This is a genomic window from uncultured Jannaschia sp., assembly GCF_947494055.1.
GTDB lineage: Bacteria > Pseudomonadota > Alphaproteobacteria > Rhodobacterales > Rhodobacteraceae > Jannaschia.
Genome location: NZ_CANLTR010000010.1, coordinates 1 through 22778, shown reverse-complemented (window position 1 = coordinate 22778; position 22778 = coordinate 1). Strand labels below are relative to the sequence as shown.

Below are 22778 nucleotides of genomic sequence, written 5' to 3'. Positions count from 1 at the left end.
GGAGGCTGGCTCGAGGTTGTCGTTGTGGGGGAATCGATGGGCATTGTTCGATCCTCTTTCGACGGCGTGTGATGGAATATGTAAAAAAGTGGATGGCTCGTCGCTGGAGGCACAAATCTGGCCGTCGGGTGCCTGACGACAGCATTACGAAGACGAACCAATGCTCAGGTGCCATGCGTGACTTTCAGACAGGGAGACGGCAGATGCAGGGTGGCTGCTGCAACACGGGACCGACTGTGCGAAGCGACGCGGACTGGCTCGCTGTGGCCCGTGCGGTGCCCGCGGCACCGGCGGAGGTGCGCGCGGAACTGGCCGAACGCCTCTTGCCGATTTCGGGCGGTTTCTTCGAGATGGGCGCGCGTAAGTCGCGCTTTAGGGAAGATTACGATGCGCCCCGCCGTCGGGTGAAGCTCTCGGACTTCCGCATTGCCGCGACTGCCTGCACCAATGCCGACTACGCGCGCTTCGTCGATGCAACAGGCTATCGGACTGTCGCCGAGGCCGAGGGCTGGTCCTACGTCTTCCACCTGCTGCTCGACGATCCCGCCCGCTGGCCGGTCTCGCCGCCCGGCGTGCCGTGGTGGCGCCGTGTCGACGGAGCCTGCTGGCATGCGCCCGAGGGGCCGGGCAGCGATGTCGCGGGACGCGCGGATCATCCAGTCGTCCATGTCGCCTGGTTCGACGCGCTGGCCTATTGCCACTGGGCGGGGCTGCGGATGCCCAGCGAGGCGCAATGGGAGTACGCCGCCCGGGGCGGGCTCGCGCGTAAGAAGTTCCCCTGGGGCAACGAGATGATGCCGGGCGGGGAACACGCGATGAACACGTGGCAAGGTCGGTTCCCGCACGAGAACGACGCTGCGGACGGCCATGTGGGCACCGCGCCCGTCGATGCCTATGCGCCGAACGGGTACGGGCTGTACAACACTTGCGGCAACGTGTGGGAATGGACTGGGGATTTCTACACGCCCGGCCCGCCGGAGGGACCGTTTCCGCTGCGCGACCCTACGGGTCCGACTGAGGGCACCGCCCGCATCCAGCGTGGTGGCTCCTACCTCTGCCATGTCAGCTACTGCGATCGCTACCACGTCCATTCCCGCACGCGGAATGACTCCGATAGCTCTACCGGAAATACGGGGTTCCGTGTGGCAAGCAACTGACTCCTAGAAAAGCGAATTGATAGAATTTTGCGATCCGTACGACTTACGTTCCATGCCTTTTATGCTGTAGAGTAAATCGTCGATATGCTGTAGCCGGTACGCTTATTCTTTATTTTGGAAAGGTTGGTTCGCATCGGTCGATGGTCGTCCAGCATGCGGATCGGTGGGAGCGAGATCCCTGCGTATGTCCAGAAGGCAGGCCCATGTCTCGGACAGATGCCGGGCCTGGCCGCCATCAGACAGCCCGCAAACCATCACATGCCCGTCCATGTAGCTGTCAACCGGATTTCGGAAGGTCTCGGCCATCCAGAGACGGATTTCGTGGGGTGTCACGCCGCAGTCGGGATCGAGGCGCAACCGGATATGGATCAGATAGGCTGCGGCGACATGTCGAGCGCGTTCTGCAACCGATCTCTGACCATATCTCGCCATGCCAGCCCCAAAACGTTCACTATATGTTCTCTTTTGTGGGCGAAGGCTTCATCACGGTCAAGCTGGAATTTCTACGGCCCTGATCGCAGCTCTTCTTCGGGTAGTGCTTTATCGGCGTAATCAGCGCCATCCTGTTTGAGTCGGGTTCGGAAGGCTTGATCGAAACAGAGTTGCCCAGAGCAGATAATTGCCAAGATTTCCGGCTGTGAGCCCTGAGATGCAGTGGATGGTATGGATTATTGTCACCCAACGATCACGTCGTGAAGAAATCGTAGGCGGCTTCCCGTTCAAGCTGATTTGCCGTCAAACCGACGAAACGGATGACATGATCATTCAGGGTAAGGTCGGCATAGACATTGCCTCCAACAGCGCCTTCGGAAAAGCGCATGGACTCGTAGCTGTCCTCGGTAAGGTATGCGAGCGCGATAACATCCTGATGCAACTCAAAATCGCGCACCACGTCCATCTCTTCAGCCCTTTGACCGTAGAATATGAAGGCGTCTCGTCCACCGCCACCGGCAAGCGTATCGTTACCTAGGCCATCGAACAGAAGGTCATCGCCGGCTCCGCCGAGGATGGTATCGTCGCCCGGCCCATCGAGGAGCGCGTCGTCGCCGTTTTCGCCAAGCATCCTGTCGTCGCCTGTACCGCCGAACAGCGTGTCGTCGCCAAAGCCCCCAAGCATCCGATCATTCCCGGACGCGCCGACGAGTTTGTCAGCTTCGCCCTTCCCGAACAGCCGGTCGTCGCCGACACCACCGTGGAGGGTATCGACCCCAGCTCTGCCGTCGAGCGTGTCGTCGCCTTCGCCACCTACGAGACGATCTCGCCATTCACCGCCTAACAGCCGGTCGTCCCCGGCAGCGCCTACGAGTTTGCCGCCGCCGTTGCCACCACTTAGCTTGTCGTTGCCGGTCCCGCCCGACAATCGGTCGTAGCCCGGTCCTCCAACGAGAGTGTCGTTTCCTCGGCCGCCGAAGAGGAAGTCATCGCCTGCGGCACCGGTGATCAGATCGTCACCATCATTACCGAACAGCTTGTTGACCAAGCGATGACCTTCAAGATGGTCGTCGCCGTGCCCGCCGAACGCCTGCGCGCCATCCACAAGGCGATCGTCGCCTCTGCCTCCGAACAGAGTGTCGTTTGCGCCTTCGGATATAACCAGGTCGGAACCCTTGCCGCCTCGCAAGATGTTCTGCACGCCCGTACCGATCAGCGTATCGTTTCCTGATCCACCAATAACGGTATCGCCCTTTTCCCCACCGTAGCCAGACGAGAGAGAATCGTGTCCGCGCCCTCCGGACAGATGATCGCTTCCGTCGTCCCCAATGATCGTATCCCGCCCCAAGCCCCCGCGTATTCTGTCGTCGCCCAAGCCGCCGTCCTAGAGATCGTTACCTGCCGAGCCCTCGATCCTGTCGTCTCCTTCGTCGCCGATGACCGTGTCGTGACCCGCATGCCCGTGCAACGTATCGTCACCGTAGTAACCACGAATGTGATCCGCTCCACGGGCGCCCAACAACAGGTCCTCGGCGCCGTCACCCTTTAGCCTGTCGTCGCCATTCGTGCCTCGGACGGTGATCGGATCGGGCTTGTAGACGACAATTTTTTCCGATCTCACCCTTTCTCAATGAAGTTGATTGTCCTCGAACGACGCGCGCATCTGGATCGTCTTGCCGACATGGCTGTCCCGCACGTCGAAGCCGTAGCCGGCCTCGACCGACTCCCCGTCGACATACCAGAGGATCCGAATTACCGGGGATCTTCCGTCCGGATCGGCGATATCGTTCACGTCAGCCCGTAATTTCTGCCCAGGGGTCGGGTTCCCGACGATGACCGGTTTGCCAGTGGCCGGCGAATTATCGAACCTGACGGGTTCCGTCGGCTCGCCGACGATCCGCCGGAGTCGTCCAGACTCATCCTCGTAGGTGACAGCCAAAGCGTAAGTGCTGTCGCGATCGTCAGCCCAAAGCTTTATCGGATCTGCGTGGGCCGTTTCACGCCCGGGGTCGCCGTTTTTAATCCAGACGTACGTCCGTGGGGCATCACCGATAAGATCGTTGATTGCCGCATGGTTGATCTTCAAGAATCCGCCCGTCACCGGATCGCCCTTGATCAAAAGTCCGACCGGCTGATGCGCGACATCCTTTACGGCAATCGGGATTTTCGCCCGATGGCCCCTTTCATATAACTCGATGCGTGCATTCGGCTCGATTTCCGCATCGATGCTCCAGACGATGAGGTTCCCACGCTCCGTGTCTTCGGCTAAGAAATCGAGCGATCCGTGGATGTCGACCGGTACAATCTGCCTGCGAGGATCGCCTTGATCTCGATGGAGCGCGCCATGGTACCATGGCGACGGAATATCATCGTCGATGAAGTGGATGTCTTCCCGTACGGAGCCGGAGAGATAAAGCCGCCAGTTTACCCAGCCGACGGGGAGGCCGGAGAAGATCAGTATGGCCCGGATCGTCTCGCCTTCGTGTATCGTCAGCTGATTGGGCAGAACGATCTCGACGTTGGGGTGCGTGGGCATACGACATCCTTCGCAGGCTGGCGCATCGTCCAAACCAGATAATCGTTAGAGAATACTGTAGATGCCTGTCATGCTCGTGGGGGCCTTGAAGCAATGCCATAAGAGGGCGGCGAGCAATCTCGGGACCAATCCGTATTGTGACCGGATTTGTCCTTACAGCCTTCTAAGAAAATCGCGATGGCTATCTATATCGACCGGGTATGGCATTCGACAATCCAGTCCCTCGTCCCGATATCATAGGGCCCGTCCTCGTGCTCGACGAGATCACCGGCGACGAGATGCGCCTGTCCGCGCTCTTCGTCGGGGCACGAAGCGAAGCACCTCCGCCCGTCGAGCTTGGCGGACAAGAGGTGTCAGCCGCGACCCTCCTGCGATGCGGCGCGCGTACCCTCTGGCGGGCGCGGTTCGCGGTGCCGGCGTACGGACCATCGGCCTATTCATGGAACGGCGACCGCTACGACTTGGCGGGGCTGGGCGACGACCTTCGCCTCGCCTTTGTGTCCTGCAACGGCGAGGAGATGGGCGACCTCGACCGCGAAGGAAGCGAGCGCAACGCCATGTGGGCGCGGCTGGCGGCGTGTCACGAAGCAGCGCCCTTCGCGCTCCTGCTGCACGGCGGCGATCAGATCTATGCCGACGAGGCGACGGAGGGCCACCCGCTCAGCGCGGACTGGCCGAACGACGTCCCGCAGGACCCGTCCGGCGCCAATCTCGAGGACTTGCGCCAGCACCTGCGCGCGGCGTTCTTCGCCCGCTACGCGGCGGTCTATTCGGCGCCCGAGATGGCGTGGATCTGCGCACGGGTTCCTTCGCTCATGCAGTGGGACGACCACGACATCTGTGATGGCTGGGGCTCGCTGCGCCGTTCGCGGACCGAGGGCCCCGTCGGCCGGGCGATCTTCGACGTCGCGCGCGAGATGGCGCTCGGCTTCCAGCATGCGGCACGGGACGGCGATCTGCCGGGCCGCTTTGCCGACCCGAAGGGCGCACATCTCGGCTGGCGGGTCGAGGCGCCCGGCCTGCGCCTCCTGGCGCCCGACCTGCGCTCGGAGCGCACGCGGCGACAGATCATGGGCGCCGGTGGCTGGTCGATAATGGATGCCGCAGGAGGTTTCGACGGTCGCACGCTGCTGATGTCGAGCGTGCCGCTCCTCGGACCGCGCCTGTCGCTGCTGGAAGGGGCGATGCGCCTGCATCCCCGGATGATGCGATACGAGGACGACCTGCGCGATCAGTGGCAGAGCCGCGCCCATCGGACCGAATGGCGACGGATGCTGTCGAGTCTGCGCGACGCTATGGCAGGCCGAGCCGATGACGCGTCCGGGATCACGGTCCTGTCGGGAGAGATCCATCTTGCGGCACGAGCCACGATGGCGCTCGGCGGCGGTAAGATCCTTCATCAGCTCACCGCCTCGGGGATCTCGCATCGCGCGCCGCCCCGGAACTGGGCACGGTTCCTAGGCCTGCTGTCGCGGCTCGGCGACGCCCCGCTCGCCGGACATCCCATCCGCATGCGGCGCCTCCCGGGGCAGCGCGCCCTGTTCGTGGCCGAGCGCAATTTCCTCGTCCTCACACGGCGATCGAAAGCGTGGACGGCGGAATGGGACCTCGAGCGTTCAGGCCGAGCCGGTACGCTGACGATCTAATCCGACGGCGCCCCGAGGGCCGGACGCGTGGGATCGGTCTGCCCGATCTGGCATGGAACTGCGCCAGCCATAGAGGTCGTCGACCGACGCTCGAAGGTGATCGAGCCTGAAATCACCTCGTTGACAGCGCCCATCCGGACCGCATTGTCGGACCAACGGGACCTGCCGTAACGGCAGGGACACCCGCGGCGAGATGGGGGGACACGAACGATGCGCAGTAACAGGAAACTTAGGACGACGAGCGTCATCATCGCGCTTTGCCTGATTGGAAGCGGGGCCGCGGCGCAGGACGGTCCCGTCGCCACGGTCGAAGGGGGCGAGGTCCGGGGCAGCGTGGCCGAGGGGGTCGAGAACTTCTTCGGCATTCCCTACGCTGCCCCGCCGGTGGACGACCTCCGCTGGGCGCCGCCCGCGCCCGTGTCCGGCTGGAACGGGGATCGCGATGCAACGGCGTACGGGCCTGCCTGTCCGCAGGGCGCGGGGCTCGACGCCGAGCGAACGACCGAAGAGGACTGCCTCTTCGTAAACGTGCAGCGGCCCGAGGGCGCGACAGAGGGCGATGCGTTGCCGGTTGTCGTCCTGATCCATGGCGGTGGCTGGGTCACGGGCAGCGGCAACAACGAGAACTTAAATGCCATGGTGCGCGAGAATGACATCGTCGGCGTGACCATGAATTACCGATTGGGCAATCTCGGTTTCCTGGCCCACCCGGCGCTGGCCGACGAAGAAGATGACGTCGGAAACTACGGGCTGTTGGATCAGGTCGCCGCACTCGAATGGGTGCGGGACAACATCGCGGCCTTCGGGGGTGATCCGGATCAGGTCACGATCGGCGGCGAGTCCGCCGGCGGCGGATCGACCTGTCAGATCCTCGCCGCGCCTGCGGCGGATGGCCTTTATAATCGGGCCTTTATGATGAGTACGCTGTGCCTCGCCATCCCGCAGGACGAGGCGGAAGCGGAGGGCGAGATGATCGCGGCCGGGTTGGGCTGCGAAGACGACACCGCGTCCTGTCTTCGGGACCTTTCCGTCGACGCGCTTATCGACGCCGAGGGTATCTTCAACAGGCCGGTCAAGGGAACGCCGTTTCTGCCTCGCTCGGGCTGGGAAGAGCTTCAGGACGGCACACTGACCGACGTGCCCGTTCTGATCGGGGCCAATCGCAACGAAGGGCGCAGCTTCCTGACGGATTGGCCGTCGCGCTCGGTCCCGACCTTCGACGGCCCGGCTTACGAGGCCTATGTCCGCGACACGTTCGATGCGGACGCGGATGCCGTTTTGGCGGTCTATCCCTATCCGGACGATCCGACACGCTACTCGGGAACGTATCTCGTGGCCGAGGTGATGATGAAGAACTTCACCGGGCCGGGCGGCCTAAGCGCCTGCAAGACCAACGAGATCACCGAGCTTCTGGCCCGGACGAGCGACGTCTGGGCCTACGAGTTCGCGCCGGAAGGCGGTCCTGGCTGGTTCGAGGTGCCGGGTTACGTCTGGGGCGCGGGGCATGCGGTGGAACTTCCCTACCTGATCCCGGACCGGGGCAACTTCGCCAACAACGCCTCCGCGCTAAGCGACGCCCATCTGGAGTTGGCGCAGACGATGCTTGCGCAATGGGGCGCGTTCGTGCGGGGCGGCGATCCGAACGTGGAGAGCACGCCGGACTGGCCGACCTACACAGCTGATGGGGGACCGGTCATGCAACTCAAGGAGGGCGGTCGGTCACGGGTCATCCCCACTGTCGCGCTGCGCGCCGCGCACAACTGCGATTTCTGGGAAAGCCTCGGTGACTAGGTCCCTCAGCTGCGCCTGCAATGCCGTTCTAAGCTTCAAACTGAAAGTTCAGTTAGTGGCAATGACGCGTTCGGACCATTTTGAAGATCAGAGCAGGTCAATTGCCTACCCACCCTGGTGACGGTCACGAATGCGGCGGCCTAAAAGGGCAGCCTTTGAATGCGTCTGCAGAAGACCGCTGCTCTCTGCCTGACAAGCGTCGTGCGACGACGCATGACACGAATACCTGACTAAAACGATCTTGCTTCTTTGAGGCATACAATTTAGGAGGCCATCTACACTGCGTATCGAGGAAGGCCACCGAAGCATGCGATCTCCCATCGTCCATCTGGCGAGCAGCTTTGCTATCGGCCTCTTTAGTCACGCGGTGCAGGCAGACTCGACGTCCTATCCCCTTGAGATAGAAAACTGTGGGCAGACCGTAACCTTTGATGAAGCGCCCCAGAACGCGGTCGCGCTTGGCCAGAACAGTGCCGAGATCATGCTGATGCTTGGCCTTGAGGACCGGATGGCGGCGACAGCCTTCTGGCCCAACGAGGTGCTGCCCGAACTTGCCGAGGCGAACGCCGAGGTGGAACTTTTGACCGTCGAGTTTCCGACGCTGGAAGCGGTGCTGTCAAAGCAGCCTGATTTCGTCGCCGCAATGCTGGTCACGCTTCTCGGCCCGGACAGCAAGGTCGCGAAGCGTGAGGACTTTCACGCGCTGGACATTCCGACCTATCTGTCGCCAAGCGCGTGCTCGGTCACGGAGGTCTCCAGCGATATCTACGGCGCTCGCGCCGATCTCTGGACCATGGAACAACTCTACAAGGAGATCGAGGATCTGTCGCGGATCTTCGACGTCGTTGATCGCGGTGAGGCCGTAATCGAGGATCTGAAAGCGCGCGAGGCTGCCCTGCGGGAACGGTTCAAGGACCGCGAGGACCTGACCTTCCTGTTCTGGTTCTCCAGCCCGTCGCCCGAAGACGATGCATATCTGGCCGGTGGAAACGGTCCGTCGACCTACATTGCCGACCTTCTCGGCGGTTCGAACGCCATCAAAGCCGAATCCGAATGGCCGACCCTTGGATGGGAAGGCATCATGGCCTCTGACCCGACGGTGATCGTGGCGGCGCAGGTTGACCGCGAGCGCTGGAACCTCGACGAAGCCGAGAACAAGATCGCGTTCCTCGAGTCCGATCCCATCGTCAGTCAGATGGATGCGGTCGAGAAGGGCCGCATCGTCGTGATGGCCGGTGCCGCGACGAATGCCAGCATCCAGACGCTCTATGGAGCCGAGGAGGTTGCCGAGCAGATCGAGGCCCTCGACCTGCCGGAATGACCGCAAGCGTTCCGGATGGCAGCATGTTGCGGCTTGCGCTTCTGACGCTCGTCTCGGCGGTGGTACTGGCTTTCGCCATCGCAGTGGCGACCGCCATCGGCGATTATACGATTGGTCTGGGAACCGTCTCTCTGGCGATTACCAACGGCTTGGGCCTGACCGGCGCCGAGCTTCCGCCCATCGAGGAAAGCGTGGTCTGGGACCTTCGGCTCAGCCGCGCGCTGGTCGCGGCGCTTGCGGGGGCGGGCCTGGCGCTTTCCGGAGCGATCCTGCAGGCTCTACTGCGCAACCCACTGGCCGAGCCGTTCGTGCTGGGCATTTCGGCCGGCGCTTCGACCGGGGCGGTCTGCGTGATCATCCTCGGGATTGGCGCGGGCAGTCTGTCACTGTCGGCGGGGGCCTTCGCGGGGGCCTTTGCCGCTTTCGGCGTGGTGGCGTTGCTGTCGAACGGTGCCACGAGTGGCCCGAACCATACGATCCTGGCCGGTGTTGCGGCCGCTCAACTCTTTAATGCGCTGACCTCCTATATCGTGACGACCTCGGGAAATGCCGAACAGGCCCGCAACGTCATGTTCTGGCTTCTGGGCAGCTTCGGCGGCGTGCGCTGGCCCGACTTCCAGCTTCTTCTGGTGACGGTGCCGCTAGGGTTGGCCGTCTGCATCTACATGGCGCGTGCCCTCGATGCGTTTACGTTCGGCGACGAGGACGCGGCTGCGCTCGGAGTGCCGGTGGGGCGTATCAGGCTGATCCTGTTCGCGGTGACGGCCGTGATGACGGCGATGATCGTCAGCATGGTCGGTGCCATCGGGTTCGTGGGCCTCGTCGTTCCGCATGCCGCAAGGTTCGTCGTCGGCCCGATGCACATGCGGCTTCTGCCTGCCTGTGCTGTCATCGGCGCGATCTTCATGGTGGCTGCCGACATCGTGTCCCGGGTGATCGTGGCACAACAGACAATTCCCATCGGGGTCGTCACCGCACTTGTGGGCGTGCCGTTCTTCGCGCTCATCCTCTACCGGGCGAGGCCGCAGACATGAGCGTCCTTGCCGAAAAGCTTGATTGGGGCGTCGGCCGGAAGACGATCCTGCGCGACGTCTCGATCACGGTTGCACCGGGCGAGACGCTGGGGCTGGTCGGTCCGAACGGGTCCGGTAAGTCGTCGCTTCTACGCTTGCTGGCCGGTTTGAAGCGGCCGCATGCAGGACGGGTCACGATCAACGGGCAGAATATCGCGCATGTGCCGCGCAAGGCGTTGTCGCGCGAGGTCGCGTTCGTGCAGCAGAGCGCGTCGACGGAGACCAGTGTCAGCGTCCTCGACGTGGTGCGCTTGGGGCGCACACCCCACCGCTCGGCTCTTTCGGGCTGGTCGGCCGAGGACGAGGCCGCCGTCGCCCACGCGCTGACGCGCGTGGACATGCTGGGACACAAGGCGCAGTCCTGGCAGACCCTGTCAGGAGGCGAGCGCCAACGTGTCCACATCGCCCGTGCCCTTGCGCAGTCACCGCGCGTGATGTTTCTCGACGAGCCGACGAACCACCTCGATATTCACCACCAAATCGAGATTCTGCGCATGGTCCGCAATCTCGACCTCACCAGCATCATCGCGCTTCACGACCTCAATCTGGCGGCCATGTTCTGTGACAGGATCGTGGTTATGCAAGCGGGATCCGTCTTCGCCGCGGGCACTCCGAAGGTGGTTCTGACGGAGAAGCTTCTCCGGGAGGTCTTCCGGGTGTCGGCGGACGTCACCTGCGTGAATGCCGGCGCTGGTCCTCACATCCGCTTCGCGCCGTGAACGGCAAGATGTCCGCCGTTCCCGCCATACCACAGGACCATACGGGCAGGAGCGCTGCCGTGCCGAGCAACATTCACGAGCCGGCGCCATTCCGATGACGTCGATCGTTCCGGAGGCGAATGAGCGTCTCGGCATCGCCCTGCGCATCCTTTCCACTCTCGCCTTCGCGATCATGGCCGCCTGCATCAAGGCCCTGGGCGACACAGTACCGTTGGGACAGGTCGTGTTCTTCCGGTCGGCCGTCGCGCTGCTGCCGCTCATTGGCTTCCTGTGGTGGTGCGGCGAGTGGCCCCAAGGGCTTTCGACCCGACGGCCCGTTGGCCACGTGATCCGATGCTCCTTGGGAGCCGCAGCAATGTTCACGTCCTTTGCGACGATCCGGCTTCTGCCGTTGGCGGAGGCGACGATGCTCTCCTATCTCGCACCCGTCATTCTGGCACTGTTGGGATGGGCGATGCTCAAGGAACGCTTCGATGCCCGCCGCGCCCTTGGCGTGGCTCTCGGTGTCTCCGGCGGGATCGCGTTCACTGCGCCGGCACTCACCGGCGCTCTGCCCGATATCGGCTTGATCGGCGTGCTGCTGGGAATTGCGACAGCCGTTCTGACCGCGTTCGCTCTGGTGCAGGTCCGCAAACTCACGCTCGCAGGCGAGAGCGCGGGAGCAATCGCTTTCTGGTTCGCGATCGTCTCTGCCCTGGGTGGATTGGCGACAGTACCTTGGGGCTGGGCCTTGCCAGACACCACGGCGGCCTTACTCCTGATCGCCACCGGGGTGGCCGGCGGGTTGGCCCATATCTTCATGACCCTTTCCTTTCGCCACGCGGGCGCAGCCGCGTTGGTGCCATTCGAGTATCTCTCCGTCCTCTGGGCTGCGGCTCTCGGGTTCGTGCTCTTTACGGAGGTTCCTGGCTTGGCGTTCCTTCTGGCGGCCCCGCTGATCCTCGCCGGAGCCTACAGTGCGAAGCCCGCGCGGCTCAAATGAGCAGGACGACGTCGCGGGTGGTTTTCCCATGACCAGACGTTCGCGCGTAAGGGTTTCAACTGCGGGGGCGTGGGCATTCCGCTAAGGACACGACCCGCTCGAATATGACACGTCCGCGGGGGCTCGGACCGGCATCCGACTATGCCCATGTCACGTTCGAATGCAGATAGGTCGCAACGATCAGCCTCGCGGTCCCATACGACCTATGAGCTTGGGGCACGACTGCGCGCCGCAAGGAAGGATGGACGCATGCAAGATGAGCCCCTAAGCGAAGTCCATGACCAGCATCACCCCCGCCACTCCGTCAACTGACCGTATCCTTGCTGGTGTCGCCCTGATGCTGGGGTTCTGCGTCACGGCTCCCCTGTTGGATGTCTCGGCCAAGCTGGCATCGAACAGCATACCTGTAGGACAGATCACTGCGGCGCGCTTTGTCGTACAATGCGCTCTGATGGCGCCGTTCGTCTGGCTCATGGGATTGTCGTTGCGGGTGGCGCGGGGCCAATGGACAGCGCTGCTGGTTCGCGCCGTGCTTCTGCTTGTCTCCACCTTCTGCTTCATCGCCGCGATCCGCGTCATGCCGCTGGCTGACGCTTTGGCGATCGCCTTCGTCGCCCCGTTCATCGTCCTCTTAGTGGGCAAATTCTATCTCGGCGAAGATGTTGGCCTACGCCGCGTTGGGGCATCGATCGCGGGCTTCGTAGGGGTATTATGCGTGATTCAGCCCAGCTTCGCAGCCTTCGGTACGGTCGCGCTGTTTCCGCTCGGCACCGCAGCGGGATTCGCGTTCTATATCCTTGTGACACGCGGGCTGTCCCGGAAGTTGCATCCCGTAGCGTTGCAATTTCACACCGGCCTGATCGCCAGCCTCTTGTGTATACCCGTCCTGATGTTCGCCCACGACACGGCGTCCGAGCTGTTTGATGCAGTACTACCGGAAGAGATCGCATGGGTATGGCTACTAGGCGTAGGCTTTTTCGCCACGCTCAGCCATATGATGATGACGTATGCTCTGTCGTTGGCGCCCTCCGCCACGCTGGCGCCACTTCAGTATTTCGAACTTCCGGTCGCGACTTTGCTTGGCTACCTGGTGTTTCGCGATTTCCCGAATACTCTGACGTTGGTCGGCATCGCCATCATCGTTGGCGCAGGCCTCTATATGATCCACCGCGAACGGGTGACCGCCCGCCAGTTGATCACGGAGCGTGCTGCTCCGCCGATCTAAGGTGAAAATTCGTACTTCTCGCTAGATCACCCGGATAGTAGGCACTTCGCCTCCTGCCTCGGACGGGTTCATATCTAAGGCGTTGGATAGAAACAAGTTTCGTAATCAGTAGTCGTACTAGACGACATCCGCTGAAGAATGGTTGTCAGGCATTGGGCGAGCAGCACTGCTCGTCGTCGATGATCCCGAGGTTGCGTCTTGGCATTGCATAAGCGGTAGCTGATCGGAAGCAAACGGTGACCGGAATATGCGAGGCGCGGGACTATGGTGCGGAACGCGACATACGGAACCGCCTTGACCACGCTGATCGGTTGGCTCTTGTGGATAGGCAAGCCGGTGCTCTTGCCCTTACTGGCCGCAATCATCTCGGTCTACGTCCTGTCCACAGCTGCAGCGAGCTTGGGGCGCGTTCCCGTCGTCGGCCAGCTTCCGCCTTGGGCACGGCGCGGGTTGATCATCGTCGCGTTCGTGGTGGCAGTGATCCTTCTCTTCGTACTCGTCATTAACAACGTAGCTCAGGTCGCTGCCACCCTGCCGCGTTATGAGTCCAACCTCGACCTCCTGATCACGCGCATCGCCAACCTGATTGGTATCGAGAACGAGCCGACATGGGAGAACCTTCGCCGCGCCACGTTCGACCAATTCGACGCCCGGTCCTTGGTCGCACCAGTTCTGCTGTCCCTTCGGGGCTTCGGAGCGACCCTGTTTCTCGTGGTACTCTACTCGACGTTTTTCATGGCGGAACGTGGCGTCCTGGTTCGCAAGGTCGTCATCGCCGCGGGCGGGGAGGAGCCGGGCAAGCGCGCACTATCCATCTTGGCGCGGGTCAACGAGCGCATCGGGCAATACCTGTTCGTCAAAACGACGGTCAACGTTATCCTCGGGGGTGCTTCCTACGCGATCATGCTGCTTCTCGGGATCGAGTTTGCCCTGTTCTGGGCGGTACTGATCGCCTTCCTCAACTACATTCCCTATATCGGGTCTCTGCTCGGTGTTCTGTTTCCGGTCCTTCTCAGCCTCGCCCAGTTCGGAACCCTTTGGATGGCGGGATTGGTTCTGATCACGTTGTCGGTGGCACAGATCCTTGTTGGTGGATACCTCGAACCAAGGATGATGGGACGAGCGTTCAATCTTAGTCCGCTTGCCGTCCTGCTTGCCCTTGCCTTCTGGAGCGCTCTTTGGGGCCTGCCCGGCGCGTTTCTCGCTGTGCCGATGACGGCAAGCCTCGTTCTGATCTTCGCTGAGATCGAGGTCACGCGGCCGATCGCGGTGATGCTCTCATCAAGTGGACACGTATGATCAGCCCGAAGACTTCCGTCGCTGAGGCTTCCAAAATCTGGAACGGATAGGATCTTTCGACCTGTCAGCGTGCCGATCTTCGGAGTTCCATGCAGCCGAAGAGACCGCTGTGCCGATACGCGGGCGCGATGTTCCGAACCAGCTCAGCGCGACCGAACTGCCGTCCGCCGCTATGAGTCCATCGAGCGGTAACTACTTCTGGGATAATTCCTGCGCGGAGGGTTGTATGATGCCCGTGAGAAGGACGTCACAGACGGCGATGAGGAACGTTCGGATCATATCTACCTCCTGACGGAAGCTCGGGGCTGCGACGAACGTTACCCTATTCGATTTTGTTTTGGTCCAATCCTGTACCTGCTAGTTGCAGGCCGGAACGATAACGGAAGAGGTGGCCGGGGAGCGTTCGTCAGAACTGAAAACGTTTGTGCTCTTTCAGGAAATGCTGGGTAAGCGGACGCCTTGGGTGCTTCAGGACTTCGTCCGGCGTTCCACTCTCGTAGATGCCACCTTCTGCCAGGAACAGTATGCGGTTCGCGACATGGTAGGCGAAGCCGATCTCGTGCGTGACGAGAAGCATGGTCCGGCCCTCCTCGGCGAGTTGCTCGATGACGCCCAGGACTTCTCCGACGAGCGCGGGATCGAGGGCCGAGGTCGGCTCGTCGAAGAGCAGAATCTCCGGGTCCATCGCGAGGGCGCGGGCAATCGCGACGCGCTGCTTCTGCCCACCGGATAGTCGCGCCGGATAGGCGTCGGCCTTGTCGGCCAGACCGACACGGGCCAGTTCCATGATTGCGCGGGTGCGGGCATCCGGCCTCGACATGCGGCGGACCGTTGAGAGCCCCTCTGCAACATTCCCAGCGACCGTCATGTGCGGAAACAGATTGAACTGCTGAAACACCATGCCGGCCCGCAGACGCAGCGCCTGCAAGTCGCGCTCCGAGATGCGCAGCCCCGATCGTCCCGCCGACCCGACCTTCGTGCCACCGATCTCGATCGAGCCGGCATCGGGTGTCTCGAGTAGGTTGATGCAGCGCAGGAGCGTGCTCTTTCCCGACCCGGACGCGCCGAGGATTGCGATACGGTCGCCTTTCTCCACGTCAAGATCGACGTTCTCGAAGACGCGCGTGCCGCCAAAGGACTTCGAGATACCAACTAGTTTGAGGACGCTCATGCATCGCTCCGCGCGAGACGGCGTTCCAACGCGTAGGTCAAACGCACGATGGGATAAAGTAGCAGGAAGAAGAGCGCCGCGATGATCGTATAGACCTCGAGAGGGTTGAAGTAGATCGAAGCGATGAGCTTGCCCTGGTTCAGCAATTCCACGTAGGCCACCACTGAGGCGAGCGTCGACATCTTGAAGATCTCCACGCCGCGGTTCGTGAGCGCCGGCACGATACGTCTGACCGCTTGCGGAAGGATCACCCGGCGCATCACCTGCGCCGGTGTCATAGCGATGGCGCGCGCGGCCTCCCACTGGCCCGGCTCAATGGACTGGATGCCACCGCGGAAGATCTCCGCCGAATAGGCCGCCGAGTTCAGCGAGATTCCGAGAATGGCTGCTGTGAAGGGCCCGATCTCGACAGGCGCAAGGATTGGCAGCGCGTAGTAGAACCAGAGGATCTGGACGAGTACCGGCGTGTTCCGGAAGACCTCAACGAAGGCCCGCGAAAGCCAGCGAAGCGGGCGGGCTTCGGCGCGCCGGCCGAGCGCCACGACGAGGCCGAGGCCCATGCCGATCACGAGACAGATCACGAAGAGCCGCAGCGTCCCGACGGCGCCGATGGCCAAGACCTGCCAGTTCTCGAAGATGGGAGCGAAAGACCAGTTGTAGTTCACGCGGCGAATTCTCCGCTGCGCGCGAAGCGCCGTTCTAGGAGGGAGCCGAGCCCACTCAAACAGGTGATCGCGACGAAATAGACGAGCGCGACTAGCGTGAAGACCTCCAAGGGCCGAAAGGTCTTCTGCGCCAGCTCGTTCGCTTGGAACAGGAGGTCGGCATAGGACACCGTCGCTACAAGCGTCGTCGTCTTCATCAGTTCGATGGACCGTTCCATCATCGAGGGAAACATCCGCTTGACCGCCTGCGGGAGAATGACCCTGCGCATCGTCTGATGCGGCCGCATGCCGATCGCGCTTGCAGCCTCCCATTGGCCGCGTTCGATGGAAACGATCCCGGCCCGCAAAATCTCGGCAAAGAAGGCACCGGACTGGATTGTGAAGGTCAGCGCGGCGGCGAGGAACGGGGTCATCTCGACGGATACCACAATGGGCAGGCCGAAGTAGAACCAGAAAAGCTGCACGAGCGGCGGTGTCGTGCGAAAGACCTCGATCACGACCCCGGCGGGCCACCGCAGCCTCCGGCGCGGCGAAAGGCGCGCGAGCGCTAGAAGAAGCCCCACAACAAGGCCGCCGGCTAGCGCGGTCGCGGTCAGTTCGAGAGTGTTACGGAAGCCGGCCAAGAGAACACCGGACTCTGCCAGCACCGGCCCGAAATCCCATTCATACACGGCGGGACCCGCCGGTGGTCAGAGGCGTTCCCTGATGATGGGCGGGGCGTCATCGGGTTCGAGACCGAAGCCGGTCAGGAACTCCTCATACCAATCCTGGATCTGGCCGGACTCGTACCAGCCCCGCAGCTGTTCGTCGACGAAGGCAACGAAGTCCGGGTCGCCCTGCCGAACCGCTGCACTCGTCTCGTTCGACTGCACCGGGGTCGGTACCACGATCTTGCCGGACCCTAGCCTTTGGCGGGCGGCTATCAGGGGCGGGTGAAACAGGACCACGGCGTCCACGCGGCCTGACTGGAAGGCCGCGATCGCCTCGGTGTTGCCGGGGAACCGTTGGATGTCGGCGTCGGGGACGTTTTCGGTCAGGAATGCGTCCATCGACGTAGCCTGTGGCACCGCGAGTGAAACGGAAGGATCGGCGAGGTCCTGCCACGTCGCGACCTCTAGATCGTCGCGCGCGAGGAGGGCTAGGGAGTAGTAAAGAAGCGGCGCCTCCGGAAAGGCGGCGGCCTCCTTGCGCTCGTCCGTTGCGTCGAGAACGAACATGATGTCGATCTTGCCGCTCTGCAGCGCGGCCACCGCGGTGCCCCACGTCACCTCGACGGGCTCGAAGTCGACATCCAGCGCTTCCGCCATCGCCTGCCCGGCGGACACACCGACGCCGGAAGTCCAGTCGCCGCTCATCAAGTCCTTCGAATACCACGGCGGGGCCTGCGTGACGCCGACCCGAAGCGCGCCGCGTTCCCGGATCGCATCAAGTTCACCGGCGGCGAGGGACGGTGTTGCCGTCAGACCGAGGGTAGTAGCCGCGCCAAGCAGGCGCACGAAAGTTCTGCGGTCGAACGTCATCTCGAATTCCTCGTCAATATGGATCGGGGCGAACCAACGAAACTGTTGCAGCCGAAAGCGAAGGGGATGCAGCGCAAGTTGTCAACAGCATCACTTCTGAAGCGTATTGGTCTAACAAGCTCGGAGTACACGCCGGATACAGTTCCCGACGAATTTCACCCCTTCCACTCCGCAATTTGCGTGTCCGTCCGGATCATGAGCCGCTTGGCCTGCAGACCGCGGAAGACCTCGCCGATGTCCGGCGGGTCTGCCCGGGCGAGCGGCAACGACGTCGCCGCCTCCGCATAGAAGCGGTCGGCCGAGACCGTTCCGGGTTGGACGTAGCCCACCTGCCACCACGACTGAATCGCATCCGCGCGCGCGACGAGCAGCCCGGCCGAAGGCAGGCGGTCGCGCTTGCGGCTGCGGTTCACCCGGGCGTCGCAGGGCATCAGGTTCCACAGGTCGTTGCAGGCCCAGGCCGACCAGGGCAGGCAATGGTCGATGTCGAGCCGGTCCGGTGTCAGTCTTCGTCCGCTCCAGACGCAATGTACGGGACCTGCTGCAAACGCGCTGAGTACGATCTCGCGAACCAGCCGGGTGTCGCGGTCAGGGTCGTCCCAGACCATGGCCCGGGACAGCCGGGCGGGGTCGAGCGTCCGGGATGACCGGCAGGCATACCCATCCATCAGGCGTTGCCATTCGGCAACGAGGGCGGGCTCGATCCATGCCGCGAAGCGCGACAGCGCGCGCCACAGATGCAGCGGCATCTCGAGCGTACCGAAGCCCTGCAGGGTGGCGGCGTCGAGAGACAGTCGCGCACCCGCGGCCCGCATTCGAGCCAGCCGCGCCGGCATGATCGGCGTGTCCGAGCCGGGCCAGGTCATGAACGTGGCCGGCATCCGCGCGATGGTGCGGGACGCGTCCCGCAGCGCCGCGTGGAGGGCGCGGGCCCGGGGCCCGGTGAACGTCATGCCGGGCCTGAGTTCGAACGGGGCCAAGTCGTCCAGTCTGGCCCAAGCGGGACTGACAAAGCCGAGCCCCTCCGGTCCGGCATTGCCCGGCCGCTGCGGCAGCTGCTCGCGCACGAGCGGGAGGTAGAGGCGCACCCAGTTCAGCGCGACGAGCCCGAGGGGGATCCGGACGCGGTCGTCGCCGACCGTCTGCACTGTCCCTTGCGCCCCGTCGGCGGCGCGCAGCACGGCGCGCAGGAGGCCGAGCTTGTAGGTCGAGGACTTGGTGTCGTTCAGGATGACGTGGCGCAGCAGCGGCAGGGCGCCCGTGCCGTCGTCGGGCAGCCGCAGCGCGATCCGGTGCCAAATGACGTCGGCGCGTCCCATCGCGTCCGGCGCTCCCTCCGCGTCTTCCAGCACGACGGCGGCGCCGTGCCGGTGCGCGAGCTGCGCGACCTCCGCGGTCGAGACCGGATGCATGGCGCGTCCCGCGGGCGACGGCCCGCTACGCAGTACCATCGCGATCACGCCTCCGGGCTTCAGGAGCGTCACCAGCTTGCGGAAGGCGCGGGCGCGATCCTCGGGCGGCACATGCATCCAGATCGCCGACACGAGGATCAGGTCGAAGGCGCAGCCCAGACGCAGGACGCGGTCGAGGGCCGGCAGGTGATCGTCGACCCAGACGATCCGGTCCTCTTCGTGCCGGGCCTGAGCCTCCGCGCGCATGGTGGCCGAAGGCTCGACTGCCACGACTTCGTGCCCAAGGCAGGCGAGCCAGGCTGCGTCCCGCCCCGAGCCGGCGCCGACGTCGAGCACGGCGCCCGGCGGAGCGGGCAGCAGGTCGCGTAGCCATGCGTTCAGCCGGTCGGGATCGAGGGCTTCGTAGGTCCGCGCCAGATCGCGTCCGCTGTCGCCTTCGTATGCAGCCCAAGACTGTTTCATGTCGCGCAGCATGCCAGCCTATGACGGAAGCGTCTTGCTCTTATAGAAGTCGAGAGGCCGTAGCGTTACCTAACGATTCCCATCTATTTATTGGCTCAACTCTCGGCAGTGCAACGATCGAGGATAACGGCATGTCGCTCGGTGGCTTTTATGCGTCTGCCCGCACGGTGTTTAGTCACGATCGGCAGGCGCGCATACCCGACGGGTTTGGGCGAGCGTCGAGGCTCGGAGGCGTGTAGATCGCAAGATACCCACTTCGATCGAGATCGTGCGTACTCACAAGCTCGTAGCCTACCTGTCCCAGTTCGCATTCCAGAAGCGCCTGCGGTGTTCCATGACGTTCCGTCGGGCGATCGAGATCGACGATGCCGACGCGCGCGCCTTCGACAAGGTCCGGGACCAAGTTGTAGAAGAACGCGTAGGGCTGACCGATCTCGTGATACATATGGACGAGGATCGCACCGTCCAAGCTACCATCGGCGATCCGGGGGTCGTGGTAGTCTCCTAATACAAGATCGACGTTGTCGATGCCTTCCGCTTCCAGACGCTGCTGCAGATCGGCGAGGTATTCCGGGACGACATCCTCGGCGACCACTCGGCCGCCAGGCTCGAGGGCTGGTGCTAGCCGGACGGTATGATAACCGGTTCCGGCACCTATGTCGGCCACGACGTCGCCCGGCCCGAACCCCATCAGCTCGCGGACCCGGGTCGCTTCGCCGATCCCGTCGCGGTCGGTCTCATTCCAGAATTCGGGAGCGACGATCTCGGCCACCGGTCGGTCCGGCGCCGGGAATGCCTCGGGGGCGGCGCCTGGCTCTCCTTGGGGTGCGGCCACGGCGACTTGCGCGGAAGACGTCTGCGTGGACAGGGCGACAGCGAGGCAAACGAAAAGGATACGAGTCATTCGAGGCTCTCTGATAAGGGAATATCCAGGCGCGATCCTTTCGATAATAGGCCGCGGCTTCCGTTGGTCGCCCTGTCGATCCTGTGGCGTCTAGCCGCAACTCAGTAAGCTGAAGGAGGACGACGATGGACGATGGACGACGGCGCATAGCCCTGCTGCGCAAAGCTATGTTTGAATAACATCCGAAACGACCGAAGAAACTTTCAAGAACACAGCAGCCGAACACATCTTGTTCTTCTTCGTCCGTCTACGCGGCCGACTCACTGGATCTCGTGCTCGTCCAATGCTGCTGGCAGGGTCACCGGGAGTCGCGTCAACAGCCGCAGACGTCGGTCCTGATAATGCAGCAAACCTGCGAGTTTAATTTCCTTGCCAAATCTACGATGTCTCGATACTGAGCAAAGTCAGACAGGAGACACACCCATGATACGCACGGATTACCAGACACCGCCCCTCGGCGCCTGATCCCCGTATCTCGGTCGGCGCCGCTTCACTTGATGGAGCCTGCCGTGAGCCCTGATCTCGATTTCCTCCCCTTCATGATTTGCGCCATGCAGAGCGAATTCATACGGCATTGCGCTTCGCTGCGGTGGTGTGCTTGACGTCGTTTTCGCTCGTCCCGTGATTACCCTCTCGACCGTTAAGCGTTAAGCACAAACGGTCCACTGGCTGATCGCATCGGACCACGCCGGCGAAGCGCCCGCCCGACTTCCTCCTTCGGTTCCGGACGTCCGTCATGTCGATCCTCATCAACAAATGCTTTTCGATTGCCAGCGCCGGCCTGCGCTTTGTCGTCGTCTCGGATAGAGAAGGCGGCGTCCAGATTGTGGTCGTTCGCGAAAAGCGCAGTCATCCCGCGAGTACCGAAACTCGATTCGAGAGCAGGCATTCCGATTCCTGCACTGTCATCCGTGTCGAGGGTGGAGAGGCAAAGTCTCCGTTCAGTCGCCAAATGCATTCCGAATCCTCGCACGAGGGTCTGCTTATGATCTGCACCAACATGTCGGCCTTCGCCGCCGCGGCCTTACCTGAAATTGTGATTGTATCTTGCGAATACAAAACGACGCAGAATTTTCAAGTAAGGTGTTGTTTGGAATCGATTTTCTTCCGGATCCGACGCTTCTCTGCTATTGTGGCAATCGGCTTCACAGCCGCCGCGTCAGGTCGCTGCTGCAAGCTGCTTCCTGTCCTCAATCGGGAGAAGCCGCCATGACCTAGCCAAAATTAAAAGCACCCCAATCCGCGCCAACGGAGGGGTGCTCTTCCAAGACGATCCTAGAACCGCCTGATCACTGAAACCGGTACCGGACTTCGTCCTGCGTTTCAAGGTTCAACGGTCGTCGTTCTCAACGATCCCCGCCTGTCCGGCAACGTGCTGCGTCGCCGATCGGCGAAGTGCGCCCGTCGCATGGCCGCCATTCGTCCCGTCGCTTCGGGACGGCATGGTTGCCCGATGGGATCGCACCGGATCGCTGCGACGGCCCGATGACCGGGCCGCGATTGATCGCCCCATTCCATGGAGGACATGTCGATGTCTTTCCCATTTCAGCGGACACCCCAGACGTTTCCGCAACCAAGCCTCGGCCATCGCCGCGGGGCCTACGCCAGTCCGAAGAACTTCAACGGGGACCTTGTCCTGGGCGACGGGCGCGGACGGGTCGTTACGGCAGACAGTCACACCGAGCTGGTATGCATCCTGTGCCTCGCCGCTCATCCCGATACGGCCGAGATCGTCGAGCAGCAGCGCTTCGTATGGCGAGACCGGCATGACGTTTCTCATGAGCACTACTTCGACGTGCTTGTTCAGGAACGGTCGGGCCGCCTTATGGCCTATGCCGTGCGGCCCGAGGCAAGGATTACCAGGGAGTATGAAGACCGGATGTCGCTGATCCGGATGCAGGCCATCGAGACGGGTTTCGCCTCGGACGTTCGCTTCCTTACCGAGCTATCGTTCGATTCGATCGCGAAGCACAACGCGATGCTCCTGCACGGATCGCGACGTCCCGATGTCGAAGTCGACGAGGTTGCGCGAACGGTTGTCCGTACGATGTCCGGTATCGTCGAGATCGAGACGCTCTGCGATCGGATCGGTCTGAGCGGTTCGGGTTTCCGGGCGGTCGTCCGGCTCCTGCGGTCGCGGCACCTGCAACTTTTGAGCCACGAACGCATCTCGCGCACGTCCCGCGTCTTCAAGCCAATGGGGGACTGGGCATGACTGGTCGAAAAATCACCAAGCCGGATGCGGATGCGACGCCCGTCGAGATCCTTCGGTTCGACAGGGTCATCCTCGACGGCCTGCCCTTCACGTACGGGCAACGGACGGAAGTTGGCTACGTATTGAACCGTGACGACTCGACCGGTCGCTCCCTGTTGAAGACGCATGCGGGGTAGTGTCCCGGGGCGTGGTGTAGGAACTGGCGTCCACCTGCTTCTTCATAGCTGGTGTCGCTCGTTCATTGAGCG

22 protein-coding genes are annotated in these 22778 nt (G+C 62.7%); 12 read left to right on the top strand and 10 right to left on the bottom strand.

The genetic code is table 11. From position 1 onward, the window contains the following. Window positions 1-236: 236 nt before the first annotated feature. Window positions 237-1157 carry a formylglycine-generating enzyme family protein gene (locus Q1A87_RS10970; protein ID WP_299651115.1) on the top strand — a complete coding sequence of 307 codons (921 nt, stop codon included), beginning with the start codon at window positions 237-239 and terminating at the stop codon, window positions 1155-1157. Between the two features lie 102 nt (window positions 1158-1259). Here the strand turns inward: Q1A87_RS10970 and Q1A87_RS10965 are convergent, their stop codons facing one another. The 4 genes from Q1A87_RS10965 to Q1A87_RS10950 all read right to left on the bottom strand — a co-directional run bounded on the left by Q1A87_RS10965 (window position 1260) and on the right by Q1A87_RS10950 (window position 4125). Next, window positions 1260-1589: a hypothetical protein gene (locus tag Q1A87_RS10965; protein WP_299651112.1), complete on the bottom strand. Its 330-nt coding sequence runs from the start codon at window positions 1587-1589 to the stop codon at window positions 1260-1262. 253 nt (window positions 1590-1842) lie between these two features. Continuing rightward, on the bottom strand, window positions 1843-2964 hold the full coding sequence (locus Q1A87_RS10960) for a calcium-binding protein (RefSeq protein ID WP_299651109.1): 1122 nt from the start codon (window positions 2962-2964) through the stop codon (window positions 1843-1845). A gap of 9 nt (window positions 2965-2973) precedes the next feature. Continuing rightward, window positions 2974-3210 (bottom strand): hypothetical protein, encoded by a 237-nt coding sequence (locus Q1A87_RS10955; protein WP_299651106.1) that lies wholly within the window; start codon window positions 3208-3210, stop codon window positions 2974-2976. 6 nt (window positions 3211-3216) lie between these two features. After that, window positions 3217-4125, bottom strand: a complete 909-nt coding sequence (locus Q1A87_RS10950; RefSeq protein ID WP_299651103.1) for a hypothetical protein — start codon at window positions 4123-4125, stop codon at window positions 3217-3219. 251 nt (window positions 4126-4376) lie between these two features. On the opposite strand from Q1A87_RS10950, the gene Q1A87_RS10945 reads away from it, so the two are divergent. The 8 genes from Q1A87_RS10945 (at window position 4377) to Q1A87_RS10910 (ending at window position 14181) form a co-directional block, all read left to right on the top strand. Then, on the top strand, window positions 4377-5771 hold the full coding sequence (locus Q1A87_RS10945; protein WP_363322985.1) for an alkaline phosphatase D family protein: 1395 nt from the start codon (window positions 4377-4379) through the stop codon (window positions 5769-5771). A 210-nt stretch (window positions 5772-5981) separates the two neighbouring features. Continuing rightward, window positions 5982-7562: a carboxylesterase family protein gene (locus Q1A87_RS10940; protein ID WP_299651097.1), complete on the top strand. Its 1581-nt coding sequence runs from the start codon at window positions 5982-5984 to the stop codon at window positions 7560-7562. A 307-nt stretch (window positions 7563-7869) separates the two neighbouring features. After that, complete coding sequence (locus Q1A87_RS10935; protein WP_299651094.1) at window positions 7870-8883, top strand: ABC transporter substrate-binding protein; 1014 nt, start codon at window positions 7870-7872, stop codon at window positions 8881-8883. A 23-nt stretch (window positions 8884-8906) separates the two neighbouring features. After that, window positions 8907-9917 (top strand): iron chelate uptake ABC transporter family permease subunit, encoded by a 1011-nt coding sequence (locus Q1A87_RS10930; RefSeq protein WP_299651091.1) that lies wholly within the window; start codon window positions 8907-8909, stop codon window positions 9915-9917. After that, complete coding sequence (locus Q1A87_RS10925) at window positions 9914-10675, top strand: ABC transporter ATP-binding protein (protein ID WP_299651088.1); 762 nt, start codon at window positions 9914-9916, stop codon at window positions 10673-10675. Before Q1A87_RS10930 ends, Q1A87_RS10925 begins: the two co-directional genes overlap by 4 nt. A gap of 94 nt (window positions 10676-10769) precedes the next feature. Next, entirely contained in the window at window positions 10770-11657 is an 888-nt protein-coding gene (locus tag Q1A87_RS10920; protein WP_299651085.1) for a DMT family transporter, read from the top strand. Window positions 11658-11934: 277 nt separating this feature from the next. Then, window positions 11935-12882 carry a DMT family transporter gene (locus tag Q1A87_RS10915; protein ID WP_299651082.1) on the top strand — a complete coding sequence of 316 codons (948 nt, stop codon included), beginning with the start codon at window positions 11935-11937 and terminating at the stop codon, window positions 12880-12882. Between the two features lie 294 nt (window positions 12883-13176). Beyond that, on the top strand, window positions 13177-14181 hold the full coding sequence (locus Q1A87_RS10910) for an AI-2E family transporter (protein ID WP_299651079.1): 1005 nt from the start codon (window positions 13177-13179) through the stop codon (window positions 14179-14181). A 406-nt stretch (window positions 14182-14587) separates the two neighbouring features. Here the strand turns inward: Q1A87_RS10910 and Q1A87_RS10905 are convergent, their stop codons facing one another. The 6 genes from Q1A87_RS10905 to Q1A87_RS10880 all read right to left on the bottom strand — a co-directional run bounded on the left by Q1A87_RS10905 (window position 14588) and on the right by Q1A87_RS10880 (window position 20183). Further along, window positions 14588-15352: an amino acid ABC transporter ATP-binding protein gene (locus tag Q1A87_RS10905; protein WP_299651076.1), complete on the bottom strand. Its 765-nt coding sequence runs from the start codon at window positions 15350-15352 to the stop codon at window positions 14588-14590. After that, window positions 15349-16017 carry an amino acid ABC transporter permease gene (locus Q1A87_RS10900; protein WP_299651074.1) on the bottom strand — a complete coding sequence of 223 codons (669 nt, stop codon included), beginning with the start codon at window positions 16015-16017 and terminating at the stop codon, window positions 15349-15351. Before Q1A87_RS10900 ends, Q1A87_RS10905 begins: the two co-directional genes overlap by 4 nt. Beyond that, complete coding sequence (locus Q1A87_RS10895; protein ID WP_299651071.1) at window positions 16014-16664, bottom strand: amino acid ABC transporter permease; 651 nt, start codon at window positions 16662-16664, stop codon at window positions 16014-16016. Before Q1A87_RS10895 ends, Q1A87_RS10900 begins: the two co-directional genes overlap by 4 nt. Before the next feature lie 42 nt (window positions 16665-16706). After that, window positions 16707-17537, bottom strand: coding sequence for a transporter substrate-binding domain-containing protein (locus Q1A87_RS10890; RefSeq protein WP_299651066.1), 831 nt, complete (start codon window positions 17535-17537; stop codon window positions 16707-16709). Between the two features lie 155 nt (window positions 17538-17692). Further along, window positions 17693-19411 (bottom strand): class I SAM-dependent methyltransferase, encoded by a 1719-nt coding sequence (locus Q1A87_RS10885; RefSeq protein ID WP_299651063.1) that lies wholly within the window; start codon window positions 19409-19411, stop codon window positions 17693-17695. Between the two features lie 175 nt (window positions 19412-19586). Continuing rightward, window positions 19587-20183 (bottom strand): class I SAM-dependent methyltransferase, encoded by a 597-nt coding sequence (locus tag Q1A87_RS10880; protein ID WP_299651060.1) that lies wholly within the window; start codon window positions 20181-20183, stop codon window positions 19587-19589. Window positions 20184-21051: 868 nt separating this feature from the next. Here Q1A87_RS10880 and Q1A87_RS10875 point away from each other — a divergent pair. The 3 genes from Q1A87_RS10875 to Q1A87_RS10865 all read left to right on the top strand — a co-directional run bounded on the left by Q1A87_RS10875 (window position 21052) and on the right by Q1A87_RS10865 (window position 22706). Beyond that, window positions 21052-21528: a hypothetical protein gene (locus tag Q1A87_RS10875; RefSeq protein ID WP_299651057.1), complete on the top strand. Its 477-nt coding sequence runs from the start codon at window positions 21052-21054 to the stop codon at window positions 21526-21528. Between the two features lie 318 nt (window positions 21529-21846). After that, a complete protein-coding gene (locus Q1A87_RS10870) occupies window positions 21847-22530 on the top strand; it encodes a hypothetical protein (RefSeq protein ID WP_299651054.1) in 684 nt (227 codons plus the stop codon). Then, entirely contained in the window at window positions 22527-22706 is a 180-nt protein-coding gene (locus tag Q1A87_RS10865) for a hypothetical protein (RefSeq protein ID WP_299651051.1), read from the top strand. Before Q1A87_RS10870 ends, Q1A87_RS10865 begins: the two co-directional genes overlap by 4 nt. Window positions 22707-22778 lie beyond the last annotated feature (72 nt).

Excerpts from the sequence above, each read along its gene's own strand:
- Q1A87_RS10965 (WP_299651112.1), bottom strand. The coding sequence starts at position 1,589 with ATGGCGAGATATGGTCAGAGATCGGTTGCAGAACGCGCTCGACATGTC.
- Q1A87_RS10950 (WP_299651103.1), bottom strand. The coding sequence starts at position 4,125 with ATGCCCACGCACCCCAACGTCGAGATCGTTCTGCCCAATCAGCTGACG.
- Q1A87_RS10940 (WP_299651097.1), top strand. The coding sequence starts at position 5,982 with ATGCGCAGTAACAGGAAACTTAGGACGACGAGCGTCATCATCGCGCTT.
- Q1A87_RS10935 (WP_299651094.1), top strand. The coding sequence starts at position 7,870 with ATGCGATCTCCCATCGTCCATCTGGCGAGCAGCTTTGCTATCGGCCTC.
- Q1A87_RS10930 (WP_299651091.1), top strand. The coding sequence starts at position 8,907 with ATGTTGCGGCTTGCGCTTCTGACGCTCGTCTCGGCGGTGGTACTGGCT.
- Q1A87_RS10925 (WP_299651088.1), top strand. The coding sequence starts at position 9,914 with ATGAGCGTCCTTGCCGAAAAGCTTGATTGGGGCGTCGGCCGGAAGACG.
- Q1A87_RS10920 (WP_299651085.1), top strand. The coding sequence starts at position 10,770 with ATGACGTCGATCGTTCCGGAGGCGAATGAGCGTCTCGGCATCGCCCTG.
- Q1A87_RS10915 (WP_299651082.1), top strand. The coding sequence starts at position 11,935 with ATGACCAGCATCACCCCCGCCACTCCGTCAACTGACCGTATCCTTGCT.
- Q1A87_RS10905 (WP_299651076.1), bottom strand. The coding sequence starts at position 15,352 with ATGAGCGTCCTCAAACTAGTTGGTATCTCGAAGTCCTTTGGCGGCACG.
- Q1A87_RS10890 (WP_299651066.1), bottom strand. The coding sequence starts at position 17,537 with ATGACGTTCGACCGCAGAACTTTCGTGCGCCTGCTTGGCGCGGCTACT.
- Q1A87_RS10885 (WP_299651063.1), bottom strand. The coding sequence starts at position 19,411 with ATGAAACAGTCTTGGGCTGCATACGAAGGCGACAGCGGACGCGATCTG.
- Q1A87_RS10875 (WP_299651057.1), top strand. The coding sequence starts at position 21,052 with ATGTCGATCCTCATCAACAAATGCTTTTCGATTGCCAGCGCCGGCCTG.
- Q1A87_RS10870 (WP_299651054.1), top strand. The coding sequence starts at position 21,847 with ATGTCTTTCCCATTTCAGCGGACACCCCAGACGTTTCCGCAACCAAGC.
- Q1A87_RS10865 (WP_299651051.1), top strand. The coding sequence starts at position 22,527 with ATGACTGGTCGAAAAATCACCAAGCCGGATGCGGATGCGACGCCCGTC.